We start from the raw sequence: 15,683 nt of genomic DNA, 5'->3' as shown, positions 1-15,683 counted from the left end.
CATCGTTATTATAATTCTACATCGCTAAAGTTAAATCCAAGATGGTGATTGAAGCATTCCTTTAATAAAGGACTTTTCAAATTATAGTTTTCAATGAAAGATATGTTACTTAAATTAATTTGCGCTGTAGTATTAAATCCATATAACTCAAGTCTAAAACCCTGCATTAAAAAGCCTAATATAATATCTTCCGCTATTAATTCAGAGTTAATATTTTCCACGTTGTTAAATTGGTATAATAATTCTCGCGGGTGAGGAATGTAGTAATCTATTTTTCTGGAATCGATAAAACTCTGCACTTTTTGTATTAAAGATACCACTCCGTGTTTATTATCAATCGCATCTGAATAGACGGTACCCAACAATACTTTTTTAACCGTATTTGTTCCAGAATTTTCACTATTGTAGCAAATTAATGTAATCGCTTCTTTTTTTTCTATTATATTAGGTTTTTCTGGAAATAAAGTATAATGTATTCTGTCGAGTTTAAGGATATCCTCCTTATGATACTTCCTGCCCATAAGTCTTCGAAAATGCTTTGACGTGAAAGAGACTGAAGAGTCTCGATACATCACGCTTTTTTTATTTATATTATTCGTCCCATCATCGAATGTTCTTAGTTCATTAAAGGAAACCATCGATAGTATATGGTGAATAAGTGGAACATGAAAATTCGCAAAAAAAACGACGTCATATGTTTTCTTATATGACATCATGATTTTCTTTGCATACAATGTCCTTTTTAATGTTTTGAAAGTTGATGTCTTTTTTGCATTGGCTTCGAGACTAACATGCTGACACAATGGTTTGATTTTATTTAAATAGCAAACATTCTTTATATTCCCGGCGTCACCAATAAACAATAGTTCAACATTATCCAGCCGCTCCTTTTCAATAATAGCCTTTGCAATAAGCAACTGCAAATTAGTCATGCATATGAAGAGAAACATTTAGCATCTTTCGTCCTAAATAATTATAATTTTTTCCTCAGTGTTCGTTCTTTTATTCGCTCTGCTTTTGCTTCAGCCTGGATTAACAGGTCTGCTTCATTACGGAATATATCACGTAAGGGAGCCGAAAAATAAACCCGCATAAACCGCCAGATATCCCGCTGCGTCAACCCAATGTTTAGCGACGAAAAATAAAGACCAATCAGATCTTTATCACGCCAGCGACGAGGAACTTTCGTACGAATCTGTGCCCTGTGTAGATCAATAACCGAAATCTTTAAGTCTTCTTTATTGACTGAAAAAGGCAGATGCAGTAGGAAGTGGCAGATATAACAATCACGGTGATTGATTCCGCCTGCGTGCATCTTGCGTACCATCGTGGCCACGCGGTCAATAAGCATCCACTTCACGTTGACGTCCGGTGGATTCGTTGCCCAATCCGCACAATAGTCTTCCAGACTGATGGTCGGAGTGAGATCTTCGGTAATAATGAACGAGGTTTTGGTCAGAGGATTGAGCCCCTTCTCACCAAACCCAACGCCATACATGGTATCCACCCCCAAATTCTGAAGGCGATGAATAGCGTTCCACTCTCTGTCGGCACCCAAAACCGGCATCCGCAGTGAGAGAAGATTTTTGACGATTTCCTTGAGAGAAGTCCCCCGATGCCATTTAAGGAAATAGCTTTTCCCCGCCAGTTCAAATCGCAGCGTACGACGGGTTTCCAGTTCCCTGAAGACTTCACCCTGCAGCGTTTTGACTTCCTCAAACGCATCCTTACCGCGCCATAATGTGGCTAACGGTTCTTTCAATTCAACCATCCAGACCACCTGTAATAATGTCCGCCGCCTTTTCCGGCAGACTGTACAAATCTTGCGTATCCGCGAAATGCCGTGCGTTTTCTGCCCACGCGGCGCGCAATGACGGCTGGGTCAACGCTTTACGTAAAATGTCGTTCAACGCATCCTGCCGCCAGGGCTCTTCAATAACGTCACCACAGTTAGCCTGCGCAATATAATGCGCATAGCCACAGACGGCAGAGGTCAACACCGGCAGACCTGCGGTAATGGCCTCCAGCAGAACAATTCCTGCCGCTTCCTGATAGGCCGGGTGCAGCAATAAATCGGCCGCGGCCATCAACTCCGCGACATCATTGCGCCCTGAGAAAAAATGCACATTGCTACGCACACCGCGTTTTTCCGCCAGCGCTTCAAATTTTCGCGGTTTATCCTGGCCGACAATATACAGAAGCGTATTGTGCCGCAGCGCCGCCGGCAGTGAAGCAAGTGCTTCAATCGAGCGGTCCACCCCTTTGCGGGTAAAATCAGAACCGACCTGCAACAATAAGTTTTGCTGCTCCGAAATACCGTTCTTCTGGCGAACTATTTCGCGGGCATTCGGAATTTGCGCACTGTATTTTCTGTCCGGGTAAATACCCGGAGGGAGAATATGAAAACGCTCCGCTTCGGTTTGATAGTGCTTCTGAAAATCAGCAATCTGTGTATCCGTCAGCATTAATAACTGCGTTGACTTACCCTGCTCAAACGTTGCCCGTTCAAACGCCGCATAATGGCGATAACGAGAGGTCAGGCGGTAGAAAAAGCCTTTTTCCTGTGCAACCTTTTCGGCGTAACAAACATCAGCAGCAAAATAGACATCCAGACCAGGCATTTTGTTAAAACCCACGACCCGATCAACAGGATGTTCACGCAAATGTGCCTGCACCCAGGCGTAATATTCAGCATTGCGCCCATGGTTGGTTCGCGATTTAACCGGTACGCGAATGAGTTCAAAAACAGCCGGACATTCTCCGTCCCAGGATTGGGTATAAATACGGACCTGATGACCGCGTGCGGCTACGGTCTGCGCAATGCGCATAAAGTCACGTTGTAATCCGCCGAACGGAAAATACTTATACAAACAAAAAGCCACGATCATACCGGCGCATCCATTTCGATAATTTGCGCGTTCTGCGGCAACATTTTTTCCGTTGCTGCAATCACATCCTCAGCAGGAATAACGGACATATATTTTTTGTCACGGTCCAGTTCAGATCGTTTAGGCATGGCCTGATAGTCCCCTGCCCAAAACTGAATAATATTGTCGGTCCAGGGACGCCAGAAGACGTGATCGGTCGCACCAAACAGACATATCACCGGCGTTTTGACCGCTGCAGCAATATGTCCGGGCGCTGAATCGACGCCAATGAAAAGCGCGGCATGATCAATCAGCGCACCTAATTCCGGGAATCGGGTTTTACCCGCCAGTCCGGTGACCGGTTTGGTTTCACATCCCTGCGCAATCTCTTCCACGCACGCTAAATCGTCTGCAGAAGGACCTGATGTCAGCACCACCTGGTAGCCGCGACGCTCAAGAGCATCAATAACGCGGGAAAATTTGTCATTATCCCAGCACTTAAATAACTGCCTTGCCGTGGGTTGAATCACCACATACTGACGATTCACGCCGAGTTGATGCAACTGTCGACGCATATTTTCCCAGTGCTCAGGCCGATAGCTCATGGTCGTTTCGGTAACAACATGTTCCAGCTCCAGTGGTTTGAGCGCTGACAGCGTGCGTTCGACGACGTGTTCACCGGCGTAGGGAACGAGATGGGTAAAACTCTGTTTCCAGAATGCAGACTGCCGGTTGGCGAAATCCTGGGATATTTTTACTCTTGCACGTAAAAAACGGACAATCAGCGCCACAATCCACTGATCGGTCAGATTGATGACCAGATCATATTGGTTGTTGCGTAAAGTCTTAATCAACGAAAGCGTATTTTTAATTTTCTCTGCCGCCCCCGTTCCCTTATTACTGATGCCATAGAGGGCATTAATCTCGGGGTTTTCCGACAAAATAGGCATCGTATCCTGGTAAAGAAGCATATCGATTTTGGCGTCAGGATAGTTCTGCTTCAGCGTACTGATGACGGGAGTGGTTAATAGCATATCCCCGTGGAAACGCATCTTGATGACCAGAATTTTTCGAAAAGGCTTTTCCACACGCGACTCTTTTGTTGTGATTGTCCGATAAAGTTAAGCAGAAAACAGCACGCTACCGCCCCAGGCTCAACAGCTACCCGATCACTGATATTGCACCGACTTTTACGCGCTAGTGTATCACTTCTTTCGCTGCGATCCGACTCGAATAAATTAACCACAAATAGGAGTTTTTTCTTTTTTAAATCAAACTGATATTAATCTAATCATCGCTTTTTACGTCACTGATTGACTCTGCAAACAACGGCAAGGCGGCAAAAATCAATAAATGGCATAAAAATGCAAAAAATCTGGGCCAGGCTGCCGGAATTAGTCGAACTTAAAGCTATTTAAGTCAAAAACGGGAAAAGTAATGGTAAAGCCCTGTCTAAATACATAGAATCCCCAGCACATCCATAAGCCAGCTATTTACTATGCTCGAATTGCTTTACACCGCCCTTCTCTACCTTATTCAGCCTTTGATCTGGATACGGCTTTGGGTGCGCGGACGTAAAGCCCCGGCCTACCGTAAACGCTGGGGTGAACGCTACGGTTTTTATCGCCGCCCCCTGAAACCGGGCGGAATTATGCTCCATTCCGTCTCTGTCGGCGAAACGCTGGCAGCCATTCCTTTGGTTCGCGCCCTGCGGCATCGCTATCCCGACCTGCCTATCACGGTCACCACGATGACGCCGACCGGCTCCGAGCGTGTCCAGTCCGCCTTCGGTAGCGATGTTCAGCACGTCTATCTGCCTTATGATTTACCTGATGCGCTGGGACGCTTCCTGAACCAAGTCGATCCTAAGCTGGTACTGATCATGGAAACGGAGCTGTGGCCGAACCTGATTGCCGCGCTGCATAAACGCCATATTCCGCTGGTCATCGCCAATGCGCGTCTTTCTGCTCGCTCCGCTGACGGTTACGCGAAACTGGGGAAATTTATCCGCCGAATCCTCCGTCGTATTACGCTAATTGCGGCGCAAAATGAAGAGGATGGTCAGCGCTTTGTGACGCTGGGCGCGAAGAACAACCAGGTGACCGTCACCGGCAGTCTGAAGTTCGATATCTCCGTGACGCCACAGCTCGCTGCGAAGGCGGTTACGTTACGTCGCCAGTGGGCGCCGCATCGCCCGGTATGGATCGCAACCAGTACCCATGATGGCGAAGAGAGTATTGTGATCGCCGCGCATCAGGCATTGCTACACCAGTTCCCCAACCTGCTATTGATTCTGGTCCCGCGTCATCCGGAACGTTTCCCGGATGCGATTAACCTCGTACGTGAAGCCGGACTAAGCTATACAACACGTTCCTCCGGTGAAGTTCCTTCAGCCAGTACACAGGTCGTTGTGGGTGATACGATGGGGGAACTGATGCTACTTTACGGAATTGCAGATCTGGCGTTTGTCGGGGGTTCTCTGGTTGAGCGTGGCGGACACAATCCGCTGGAAGCCGCGGCCCACGCGATTCCCGTGCTGATGGGGCCTCACACGTTCAACTTCAAAGATATCTGCGCCCGTCTGGAGCAGGCCAGCGGTTTGATTACGGTCACGGATGCCACAAGCCTCGCTAAAGAGGTTTCCTCTTTACTGACCGATGCCGATTATCGTAATTTCTATGGTCGTCACGCAGTTGAAGTTCTCTATCAAAACCAGGGTGCACTACAGCGCCTACTGCAACTGCTGGAACCTTATCTGCCACCGAAAACGCATTGAGGGCTGTTATGCAAAAACGGGCGATTTATCCAGGCACTTTTGATCCGTTGACGAACGGCCATATCGATATCATCACGCGTGCTACGCAGATGTTTGACCATGTCATTCTGGCAATTGCGGCAAGTCCCGGTAAAAAACCAATGTTCACCCTTGAAGAGCGCGTTGCGCTGGCTCAGCAGGCTACAGCCCATCTGCCCGGCGTTGAAGTCCTGGGCTTTAGCGATCTGATGGCAAATTTTGCGCGTGAGCAGCAGGCCAATATCCTGATTCGTGGATTGCGCGCCGTTGCGGATTTTGAATACGAAATGCAACTGGCCCATATGAATCGTCATTTGATGCCGGAACTGGAAAGCGTCTTTCTGATGCCTTCTAAAGAGTGGTCCTTCATCTCGTCGTCACTGGTGAAAGAAGTGGCCCGCCATCAGGGTGATGTCACCCACTTCCTGCCAGAGAATATTCATCAGGCGCTGCTGGCTAAGCTCAAATAGCGTCCCTGGGCCGGGACGCTTCACCTTACTTCTGGCACTGACGGCAATAGTACGTCGCGCGCTGTGCGTGTTTCGATGCCACGATCGGCGTTCCACACACCCTGCACGGTTCGCCTTTGCGGCCATAGACCTGTAACTCCTGAGCAAAATAGCCCGGTTTACCGTCGCTTTGCAGAAAATCTTTCAATGTCGTCCCGCCCTGCTCTATTGAGCGCAGCAAAACGGCCTTAATCACGCGCGCCAGCAGCTCATATTCGGCCTGCGACAGCGACGACGCCAGTCGGTCAGGATGAATGCCGGCAGCAAACAGGGATTCACTGGCATAGATGTTCCCAACTCCCACCACCAGTTTATTATCCATCAGCCAGGGTTTAATCGCCGTTTTCTTCTTCGCACACTTCTGTTGCAGGTATTCACCGTTGAAATCGTCGCTCAACGGTTCAGGGCCGAGATGCGCCAGCACGTTGTGCCCTTCCAGCGCTTTCGTCCACAGCCAGGCGCCAAAGCGACGGGGATCGGTGTAGCGCAGGACTTTACCATTACTCATCACTAAATCGACGTGGTCGTGTTTTTCTGCCGGAAGTTCTTCAGGAAGGATACGCAAACTGCCCGACATCCCCAGATGGATGATTATCCAGCCATCGGGCAGTTCCAGCAGAAGATATTTCGCACGACGCTGAACGCTGAGCACCGGTTTGTCGCTCAGACGGTAGATCTCTTCTGACACCGGCCAACGCAGACGTCCATTACGCACATTGGCATGCAAAATGGTTGCCCCGACCAGGTGCGGCTCAATACCGCGGCGGCTGGTTTCGACTTCAGGTAATTCAGGCATAACGTCTCCGGCAGTGTATCAGGTCTCACTAATATGGGGATGGCCAGAAAACAAAAAACCCCGCCGAGGCGAGGTTTTTCATTACAGCAAAGCGGAAATTACTTAATTTTCGCTTCTTTGTAGAGAACGTGCTGACGGACAACTGGATCGAACTTTTTCAGTTCCAGTTTTTCCGGCTTAGTACGTTTGTTCTTCGTGGTGGTATAGAAGTGACCAGTACCAGCAGAAGAAACCAGCTTGATCTTCTCACGAATACCTTTAGCCATGATTTATTTCCTCTTAGTACTTAGTACTTTTCGCCACGGGCACGCAGTTCAGACAGAACTGTTTCGATGCCTTTCTTATCAATTACACGCATACCTTTAGCAGATACACGCAGGGTGACAAAACGCTTTTCGCTCTCAACCCAGAAACGGTGAGAGTGCAGGTTAGGCAGAAAACGGCGTTTAGTCGCGTTCAGTGCGTGGGAACGGTTGTTACCGGTCACCGGACGCTTGCCAGTAACTTGGCAGACTCGGGACATGTCTATTCTCCAAAAATCAAATTAGCTCGAGCTTCGTATGGGGTATCGGCGCCTCGTCAGGCTTTACAGCCCGGTCATCGCGGTTCTAAGCGAACACTCGATTGCCAGGCCCAAATGCCAAACCCGAGATTCTCAAAGGTGGCGTAGTATACGCTGAGTCAGCGATGTGCTCAAGTCCCGAACAGACAAAGATCCCGATGGATCGCGCAAAGTGCGTCAAATCCAACCACGTTCCGCAAACGAAACGTACTCTCCGCGTCCAATGACAAGGTGATCAAGCACACGGATATCCATGAACTGACAGCATTTTACGACACGCTCGGTGATAAGTTTATCCGCTTTACTCGGCTCTGCACACCCCGACGGATGATTATGTGCAAGGATCACCGCAGATGCATTGATTTTTATCGCTTCACGAATAATTTCACGCGGATGAATCTCAACATGGGTGAGGGTGCCAGAAAAAAGGCGGCTATGTTTAATGACCTTGTGTTGGGAATCGAGAAAAACCACCATAAAAACTTCTCGCCCTTCCCCCGCAAATTGACTCTGCAAAAAATCCCGTGTTAACAACGGGCTGAGTAACGGGTTCGAGCCTTTTATTTGTACTTCATAAAAGCGACGGGCCAGCTCCGCAATGCCTTTAAGCTGCGCGTATTTTGCCACGCCAATCCCTGTCACCGTACTGAACTGCGAGTAGTCCGCCGTCAACAAGCTATAGAGAGAGCCAAAATGTTCCAGGATCTCTTTTGCCAGCGTAAAGACATCTTTTCCGGGCGTTCCAGTCCGCAAGAAGAGCGCCAGCAGTTCATCATCCGTCAGCGTATCTACCCCAAGTGCCAACAGTTTTTCCCTTGGCAACACATACTCAGCAGTTTCCATCCCCACACCTCCTTATGCCAGCACAAATGGTGGCATAGCCATGAGGGGGAATCGACGTACAATTTCCACTCCTGCGTAGCGCCTCGCAAAGTGATTCATGGGTGAACGCACGACAGTTTACGGATTGTGATAAAATATCCGCCTTCTGGTGTAATCCAACAGGAAAGATCATGATGAGCCTGGCCGGTAAAAAAATCGTTCTCGGCGTCAGCGGCGGCATTGCTGCCTACAAAACCCCTGAACTGGTGCGTCGTCTGCGCGAACGCGGTGCCGATGTCCGTGTAGCAATGACCGAGGCGGCTAAAGCCTTTATTACCCCACTCAGCTTACAGGCGGTTTCCGGGTATCCCGTTTCCGACAGTCTGCTGGATCCCGCGGCAGAAGCCGCGATGGGCCATATTGAGTTGGGGAAATGGGCCGACCTGGTGGTTCTCGCCCCTGCCACCGCAGACCTTATCGCGCGTGTCGCAGCCGGCATGGCAAACGATCTGGTGTCCACGATTTGTCTGGCGACACCTGCGCCCATTGCCGTTTTACCGGCGATGAACCAGCAGATGTATCGGGCTGCGGCGACTCAGCATAATCTGGACGTTCTGACTTCCCGTGGGTTGCTCATCTGGGGACCGGACAGCGGCAGCCAGGCATGCGGTGACGTGGGTCCGGGTCGCATGCTGGATCCCTTAACGATTGTCGATATGGCCGCGGCGCATTTCTCCCCTGTCAACGATCTGCAACATCTCAATATCATGATTACCGCGGGCCCGACGCGTGAACCGCTCGACCCGGTGCGTTACATTTCCAACCACAGCTCAGGTAAAATGGGGTTTGCCATCGCCGCTGCGGCCGCTCGTCGTGGGGCGAACGTTACGCTGGTTACCGGCCCCGTATCGTTACCCACGCCGCCTTTTGTACAGCGTGTCGATGTGATGACCGCTCTGGAGATGGAAGCAGCAGTGCAATCCACTGTACAACAGCAACATATTTTTATCGGCTGCGCTGCGGTAGCAGACTATCGCGCCGCCGTTGTCGCACCGGAAAAAATTAAGAAACAGGCAACGCAGGGTGATGAATTAACAATAAAAATGGTCAAAAACCCGGATATCATCGCCGGGGTTGCCGCACGTAAAGACCATCGTCCCTATGTCGTTGGGTTTGCCGCGGAAACGAATAATGTGGAAGAATACGCCCGGCAAAAACGTAACCGCAAAAATCTTGATTTGATCTGTGCAAACGATGTTTCACTCTCAACTCAAGGATTTAATAGCGACAGCAACGCTCTACACCTTTTCTGGCAGGATGGAGATAAAGTCTTACCGCTTGCGCGCAAAGCACTCCTTGGCCAATTATTACTCGACGAGATCGTGACCCTTTATGATGAAAAAAATCGACGTTAAGATTCTGGATCCGCGTGTTGGTAAGCAATTCCCGCTGCCGACGTATGCCACCTCCGGTTCCGCCGGACTTGACCTGCGGGCCTGTCTTGATGACGCCGTAGAACTGGCACCGGGCGCAACCACGCTACTGCCAACCGGGCTGGCTATTCATATCGCCGATCCGTCTCTGGCTGCCGTCATCCTGCCGCGTTCGGGTCTGGGCCATAAGCATGGTATCGTGCTGGGCAACCTGGTGGGGCTGATTGACTCCGACTATCAGGGGCAACTGATGGTGTCCGTCTGGAACCGCGGTCAGGACAGTTTCACCATTGAGCCGGGTGAACGCATCGCACAGATGGTCTTTGTGCCGGTTGTGCAGGCCGAATTTAACCTGGTGGAAGAGTTTGATGCCACTCACCGTGGTGAAGGCGGTTTCGGCCATTCCGGTCGTAAGTAAGAAAGTTACGCATCCCGATAACGTCATAACATCACCGCAAGCCCTGTGTTTGCGGTCATAGTGTGGATGCTCGCCTGCAAGTGCTTATTTTCAGGGGTATTTTGTAACATGGCAGAAAAACAAACTGCGAAAAGGAATCGTCGCGAAGAAATACTTCAGTCTCTGGCGCTGATGCTGGAATCCAGCGATGGAAGCCAGCGCATCACAACGGCAAAACTGGCGGCTTCTGTCGGCGTTTCCGAAGCGGCGTTGTACCGCCACTTTCCCAGCAAGACACGCATGTTCGATAGCCTGATTGAGTTTATCGAAGACAGCCTGATCACCCGTATCAATTTGATTCTGAAAGATGAAAAAGATACCCACGCGCGTCTGCGTCTGATCGTGTTATTGATCCTGGGTTTCGGTGAGCGCAATCCCGGCCTGACGCGTATCCTGACCGGGCATGCGCTGATGTTTGAACAGGATCGTCTGCAAGGGCGTATCAATCAACTGTTCGAACGCATTGAAGCACAACTGCGCCAGGTGCTGCGGGAAAAGCGGATGCGCGAAGGTGAAGGATACGTGACGGATGAAACGTTGCTGGCAAGCCAGTTACTTGCCTTCTGCGAAGGTATGCTGTCGCGCTTCGTGCGTAGTGAATTCAAATACCGTCCAACGGATGATTTTGATGCCCGCTGGCCACTGCTCGCCTCACAACTGCAGTAATGCTTGCCGGATAGCGCGCGCGTTATCCGGCCATTCTGGTTAAACGCCAAACGCTTCCCGATACGCCCGCACCGCCGCCAGATGTTCTGCCATTTCCGGCTTCTCTTCCAGATAGGCAATCAGGTCTTTCAGGGTGATGATAGAAATCACCTTACAGCCATAATCGCGCTCGACTTCCTGAATGGCGGAAATCTCGCCACGCCCCCGCTCCTGACGATCCAAAGAGATCAGCACGCCAGCCAGCGTCGCGCCATTGGCCTGGATGATTTCCATCGATTCCCGGATTGCCGTACCGGCAGTGATCACGTCATCCACCAGCATCACGCGGCCCTGCAGTGCGCTGCCAACCAGATTGCCACCTTCGCCATGATCTTTAGCTTCTTTGCGGTTAAAGCAGTACGGCAGGTCTTTGTCGTGATGCTCCGCCAGCGCGACCGCCGTGGTGGTTGCAATCGGAATACCTTTGTAAGCTGGGCCAAAAAGCAGATCAAACTCAATGCCAGAATCCACCAACGCTTCGGCGTAAAAACGACCTAACAGTGCCAAATCGCGCCCGGTATTAAACAGCCCGGCGTTGAAGAAATAGGGGCTCTTGCGCCCGGATTTCAGCGTGAATTCGCCAAACTTGAGTACCTGTTTGTTAAGCGCAAACTCAATAAACTGGCGTTGATAGGGTTTCATGGATTCGCTCCTCATTTCACTTTCATCATTGACAAAATCTACGGACAAAAAAAAGGCGACTCATTGGTCGCCTTAAAATCAATTTTCTAACGCCGCCTTCTGCGTCGTGACAATGGATTCGATTCCCCCTCGGGCCAGTGCCAACAAGGTGAGAAGTTCTTCATGGCTGAACGGCTCGCCTTCTGCCGTCCCCTGCACTTCAATGATGCGCCCGTCTTCGGTCATCACCACGTTCATGTCGGTTTCCGCCGCCGAGTCTTCAACATACTCCAGATCGCAGAGCGCTTCGCCGTTGACGATCCCCACAGATACTGCCGCAACCATCCCTTTCATTGGGTTGGTTTTCAGCTTACCGCTTGCCACCAGCTTGTTCAGCGCATCCGCCAGCGCAACGCAGGCTCCGGTAATGGAGGCGGTACGCGTGCCGCCATCGGCCTGGATCACGTCGCAGTCCAGAGTGATGGTAAATTCACCCAACGTTTTGAGATCGACCGCAGCACGCAGCGCACGGGCGATCAGACGTTGAATCTCCATCGTACGACCGCCCTGCTTGCCCTTTGCTGCTTCGCGCGCGTTACGGGTATGCGTTGCACGCGGCAACATGCCATATTCAGCGGTGATCCAGCCCTGGCCCTGACCTTTCAGAAAACGCGGTACGCCTTCTTCAATCGAGGCTGTGCACAGCACTTTGGTATCGCCAAATTCGACCAGCACCGAGCCTTCAGCATGTTTTGTATAGTTACGGGTCAGGGTTACGGGACGCACCTGATTAGCGCTACGGCCTGCTGGACGCATATTGAGATCTCCGGCTTGAAACGAATGTGGCTGCGCATTATACGGACTTCCGGCTGTTATTCCTATCCTGACAAGGCCGGGATGGCTATAATCCCCCCATCTCTCCTTTAAAAACAGGAACGTCTATGATCCGCAGTATGACAGCCTACGCCCGGCGTGAAATCAAGGGTGAATGGGGTAGCGCCACCTGGGAAATGCGCTCGGTAAACCAGCGTTATCTGGAAACTTACTTTCGTCTGCCGGAACAGTTCCGTAGCCTTGAGCCTGTTGTTCGTGAACGCATCCGTACGCGCCTGACGCGCGGTAAAGTCGAGTGCATGCTGCGCTTTGAGCCCGATGCGAGCGCGCAGGGCGAGCTCATCCTGAATGAAAAGCTCGCAAAACAACTCGTGAACGCGGCCAACTGGGTCAAAATGCAGAGCGATGAAGGAGAAATCAATCCAGTCGATATCCTTCGCTGGCCTGGCGTCATGGCGGCACAGGAACAGGATCTTGATGCCATTGCGGCTGAAATCCTGACCGCACTGGACGGTACGCTTGACGATTTCATCGTTGCCCGCGAAACGGAAGGCCAGGCCCTGAAAGCGCTGATCGAACAACGTCTGGAAGGTGTCAGCGCTGAAGTCATTAAAGTTCGCGCCCATATGCCAGAAATTCTGCAATGGCAGCGTGAACGTCTGGTCGCTAAGCTCGAGGACGCTCAGGTCCAGTTGGAGAATAACCGTCTGGAGCAAGAACTGGTCCTGATGGCACAGCGCATCGATGTGGCAGAAGAACTGGATCGCCTGGAAGCCCACGTCAAAGAAACCTACAACATCCTGAAGAAAAAAGAGGCGGTGGGTCGCCGTCTGGACTTCATGATGCAGGAATTCAACCGCGAGTCGAATACGCTGGCGTCGAAATCCATCAATGCCGAAGTGACCAATTCCGCGATTGAACTGAAAGTCCTGATCGAGCAAATGCGCGAGCAGATCCAGAACATCGAGTAATATATTTTAAAACCCATAAATTTCTATAACGCCCTGAGATATGGGCGTTTTCTTCAAAAAATCAGCAAAAGAAAGTCTATAAAAATCTTCTAACTTCCACTCCATTCTGGGTAGTGAGTGAGGTACTAAAATCCCTTTTCTTTTCTGCTACCCGTACCATATAAACCATTTACTACCCACTTACACTTCCCAGTACTGTTACCCAAGCCTGGGCTGATAAGAGGTTTACTATGGGAACATTAACGGTCAAAGAAGTACTAGTAGTTGAAGTTCTGCGTTATTAAGACAGACACTGGCACTGTGAGTTCTCAGCGTTTGCGATATTAGATCTTGCAAATTTGAAGATTGTTTTATTACAGGTGCGATGCTTTTTGCAATGCTATGCATTGAAACTTGTTTTTCCATATAAACTCCTTTTTATATGTTTGAATAAAAATTTATAACGGACATTAAAATTCACATTCATATATTAAATTATATTATATATTTTATCTTCGTTAATGTTATACTTGCTTTTGTTGTGTTTATTAATATGATTTTTTTGGTGAAATATAAGAACACACTCATAAATATTTCATTTATATTAAGTGCCAAGGGGTTGAGTCCATTTCATTATATAAATATTAAATCAAATAATAGAATCAAGGCACTTTTTAAAATAGTTAATTTGGTTATCCATGTTTATTTTTTCATCAAATCTAAAATATCTAAGGAGCATATCAAGAGGAGCAGAGGACATTTCGCCTTCCCCCATAAGAGAAGATAGCAGGTGTTCTAACGCATGTGTCAAAGTTTATGCACTACTCTCTGTCATCTGGGTTAAATGAGTGATACACTATCACTATAATGACCCATAGGAGATGTTATGTCTGAACTAGTAATTGCGCATGATCTCTTTCAGAAATCGGCGGGTGAAACCAAAAACAAGAAAAACAGTGATCGGCAACTAGTTGAAAAAATTCTGGAAATTTATAGTCAAAAGCATGTTGCTGAATCACTTAGGAAAGTTGGTGATAATGATTGGAGCAGGGAAACACTTAATCGCTGGATTAATGACAAATGTGAAGCGAAGCTTTTAACGGCCGGTGAAGTATTTTTACTCACAAAGATGCTTCCTGAACCGCCAGAAAACCATCCTAACTATGCTTTCCGGTTCATTGATCTCTTTGCAGGAATTGGTGGGATTCGTAAAGGTTTTGAGGCTATTGGAGGGCTGTGCGTATTTACAAGCGAATGGAATAAAGAAGCTGTGCGCACGTATAAAGCTAATTGGTATAACGATGAAAAATCACACCAGTTTAACTCCGATATTCGTGAAATTACATTGAGTAATAGGGATGACGTTTCAGAACGTGAAGCTTATGAATATATAAATGAAAACATCCCTGACCATGATGTGCTTTTGGCTGGTTTCCCTTGTCAGCCTTTCAGTCTTGCGGGTGTGAGTAAAAAGAATTCATTAGGAAGAGCTCACGGATTTGAATGTGATGCCCAAGGAACTCTATTCTTTGATGTTGCACGAATTATAAAGTCAAAAAAACCATCTATATTTGTTCTTGAAAATGTAAAAAATCTTAAGAGTCATGATAAAGGGAAAACTTTCCGAGTAATCATGAACACCCTTGACGAGCTTGGTTATGAAGTTGCTGATTCTGCGATTTCTGGTTCTTCCGATCCGAAGATCATTGATGGTAAAAATTTCCTTCCTCAACATAGAGAACGAATTGTATTGGTCGGATTTCGTCGTGATTTAAAAATAGGTAAAGGGTTTACATTACGAAATATAAGTAATTTTTTCCCGTCTAAAAGACCTACTTTCAAAGAACTTCTTGATCATGATAACGATGTTGATAGTAAATACATCCTTTCTCCTAGACTGTGGGATTATCTTTATAAATATGCTAAAAAGCATGCTGCGAAAGGTAATGGTTTTGGTTTCGGCTTGGTGAAACCAAATAACGTTGATACGGTCACTCGCACATTATCTGCGAGGTATTATAAAGATGGTTCTGAGATCTTGATTGACCGTGGATGGGATCATGAATTAGGTGAGATAGATTTCTATGATGCGCAAAACATGTCAAATCGGCCAAGAAGGTTAACTCCCCATGAGTGTGCCCGCCTAATGGGATTTGAGACGCCTGATGGCAAGCCCTTCAACATCCCGGTTTCAGATATGCAATCTTACAAGCAGTTTGGAAATTCAGTCGTGGTTCCTGTATTTGAAGCGGTTGCAAAATTGCTTGAACCCTATATTCAGAAAGCTGTATCTATAAAAAAACGTAACACCATACAAAAATAAATTTCACCCC

General features: G+C 48.6%; 17 protein-coding genes. 7 read left to right on the top strand and 10 right to left on the bottom strand.

Annotation, left to right across the window (positions count from 1 at the left end; genetic code table 11):
• Window positions 1-8 precede the first annotated feature (8 nt).
• From ACERJC_RS15575 to rfaQ, 4 genes are read right to left on the bottom strand one after another with little or no spacing between them, the layout of a single operon-like run.
• Window positions 9-950: a glycosyltransferase family 52 gene (locus ACERJC_RS15575; protein ID WP_286631977.1), complete on the bottom strand. Its 942-nt coding sequence runs from the start codon at window positions 948-950 to the stop codon at window positions 9-11.
• 23 nt (window positions 951-973) lie between these two features.
• The gene (gene rfaP, locus ACERJC_RS15570; protein ID WP_373672026.1) at window positions 974-1,771 is read right to left on the bottom strand and encodes a lipopolysaccharide core heptose(I) kinase RfaP; all 798 of its coding nucleotides are present in this window, start codon (window positions 1,769-1,771) and stop codon (window positions 974-976) included.
• Window positions 1,764-2,888, bottom strand: coding sequence for a glycosyltransferase family 4 protein (locus tag ACERJC_RS15565; RefSeq protein ID WP_373672025.1), 1,125 nt, complete (start codon window positions 2,886-2,888; stop codon window positions 1,764-1,766). The genes rfaP and ACERJC_RS15565 overlap by 8 nt, the downstream gene beginning before the upstream one ends.
• Window positions 2,885-3,955 (bottom strand): lipopolysaccharide core heptosyltransferase RfaQ, encoded by a 1,071-nt coding sequence (gene rfaQ / locus ACERJC_RS15560; protein WP_152400645.1) that lies wholly within the window; start codon window positions 3,953-3,955, stop codon window positions 2,885-2,887. The genes ACERJC_RS15565 and rfaQ overlap by 4 nt, the downstream gene beginning before the upstream one ends.
• Before the next feature lie 410 nt (window positions 3,956-4,365).
• Between rfaQ and waaA the strand changes: the two genes are divergently transcribed.
• Both waaA and coaD read left to right on the top strand, forming a co-directional pair.
• Entirely contained in the window at window positions 4,366-5,643 is a 1,278-nt protein-coding gene (gene waaA, locus ACERJC_RS15555) for a lipid IV(A) 3-deoxy-D-manno-octulosonic acid transferase (protein ID WP_286631980.1), read from the top strand.
• Window positions 5,644-5,651: 8 nt separating this feature from the next.
• A complete protein-coding gene (gene coaD / locus ACERJC_RS15550; protein ID WP_046492137.1) occupies window positions 5,652-6,131 on the top strand; it encodes a pantetheine-phosphate adenylyltransferase in 480 nt (159 codons plus the stop codon).
• 25 nt (window positions 6,132-6,156) lie between these two features.
• Here coaD and mutM read toward each other — a convergent pair whose 3' ends face one another.
• From mutM to radC, 4 genes are all read right to left on the bottom strand, one after another.
• Window positions 6,157-6,966 carry a bifunctional DNA-formamidopyrimidine glycosylase/DNA-(apurinic or apyrimidinic site) lyase gene (gene mutM, locus ACERJC_RS15545; protein ID WP_152400650.1) on the bottom strand — a complete coding sequence of 270 codons (810 nt, stop codon included), beginning with the start codon at window positions 6,964-6,966 and terminating at the stop codon, window positions 6,157-6,159.
• Between the two features lie 98 nt (window positions 6,967-7,064).
• A complete protein-coding gene (gene rpmG / locus ACERJC_RS15540; RefSeq protein ID WP_003024094.1) occupies window positions 7,065-7,232 on the bottom strand; it encodes a 50S ribosomal protein L33 in 168 nt (55 codons plus the stop codon).
• A 20-nt stretch (window positions 7,233-7,252) separates the two neighbouring features.
• Entirely contained in the window at window positions 7,253-7,489 is a 237-nt protein-coding gene (rpmB, locus tag ACERJC_RS15535; protein ID WP_003024071.1) for a 50S ribosomal protein L28, read from the bottom strand.
• A gap of 216 nt (window positions 7,490-7,705) precedes the next feature.
• Window positions 7,706-8,371: a RadC family protein gene (gene radC, locus ACERJC_RS15530; protein WP_152400652.1), complete on the bottom strand. Its 666-nt coding sequence runs from the start codon at window positions 8,369-8,371 to the stop codon at window positions 7,706-7,708.
• Window positions 8,372-8,544: 173 nt separating this feature from the next.
• On the opposite strand from radC, the gene coaBC reads away from it, so the two are divergent.
• The 3 genes from coaBC to slmA all read left to right on the top strand — a co-directional run bounded on the left by coaBC (window position 8,545) and on the right by slmA (window position 10,906).
• On the top strand, window positions 8,545-9,765 hold the full coding sequence (gene coaBC, locus ACERJC_RS15525) for a bifunctional phosphopantothenoylcysteine decarboxylase/phosphopantothenate--cysteine ligase CoaBC (protein ID WP_373672125.1): 1,221 nt from the start codon (window positions 8,545-8,547) through the stop codon (window positions 9,763-9,765).
• Complete coding sequence (dut, locus tag ACERJC_RS15520; RefSeq protein ID WP_042998633.1) at window positions 9,743-10,201, top strand: dUTP diphosphatase; 459 nt, start codon at window positions 9,743-9,745, stop codon at window positions 10,199-10,201. The genes coaBC and dut overlap by 23 nt, the downstream gene beginning before the upstream one ends.
• 108 nt (window positions 10,202-10,309) lie before the next feature.
• Window positions 10,310-10,906, top strand: coding sequence for a nucleoid occlusion factor SlmA (gene slmA, locus ACERJC_RS15515; protein ID WP_046492184.1), 597 nt, complete (start codon window positions 10,310-10,312; stop codon window positions 10,904-10,906).
• 39 nt (window positions 10,907-10,945) lie between these two features.
• Here the strand turns inward: slmA and pyrE are convergent, their stop codons facing one another.
• The gene (gene pyrE, locus ACERJC_RS15510) at window positions 10,946-11,587 is read right to left on the bottom strand and encodes an orotate phosphoribosyltransferase (protein ID WP_042998635.1); all 642 of its coding nucleotides are present in this window, start codon (window positions 11,585-11,587) and stop codon (window positions 10,946-10,948) included.
• 78 nt (window positions 11,588-11,665) lie between these two features.
• Entirely contained in the window at window positions 11,666-12,382 is a 717-nt protein-coding gene (gene rph, locus ACERJC_RS15505) for a ribonuclease PH (protein WP_042323350.1), read from the bottom strand.
• A 125-nt stretch (window positions 12,383-12,507) separates the two neighbouring features.
• On the opposite strand from rph, the gene ACERJC_RS15500 reads away from it, so the two are divergent.
• Together ACERJC_RS15500 and ACERJC_RS15495 are read left to right on the top strand one after the other, a co-directional pair.
• Window positions 12,508-13,371, top strand: coding sequence for a YicC/YloC family endoribonuclease (locus tag ACERJC_RS15500; RefSeq protein WP_046492189.1), 864 nt, complete (start codon window positions 12,508-12,510; stop codon window positions 13,369-13,371).
• An 865-nt stretch (window positions 13,372-14,236) separates the two neighbouring features.
• Window positions 14,237-15,673 carry a DNA cytosine methyltransferase gene (locus ACERJC_RS15495; protein WP_373672024.1) on the top strand — a complete coding sequence of 479 codons (1,437 nt, stop codon included), beginning with the start codon at window positions 14,237-14,239 and terminating at the stop codon, window positions 15,671-15,673.
• Window positions 15,674-15,683 lie beyond the last annotated feature (10 nt).

Source organism: Citrobacter telavivensis (assembly GCF_041807075.1).
Lineage (GTDB): Bacteria > Pseudomonadota > Gammaproteobacteria > Enterobacterales > Enterobacteriaceae > Citrobacter_A > Citrobacter_A telavivensis.
The sequence above is the reverse complement of the archived record's forward strand: the minus strand, read 5'-3'. Positions and strand labels throughout refer to the sequence as shown.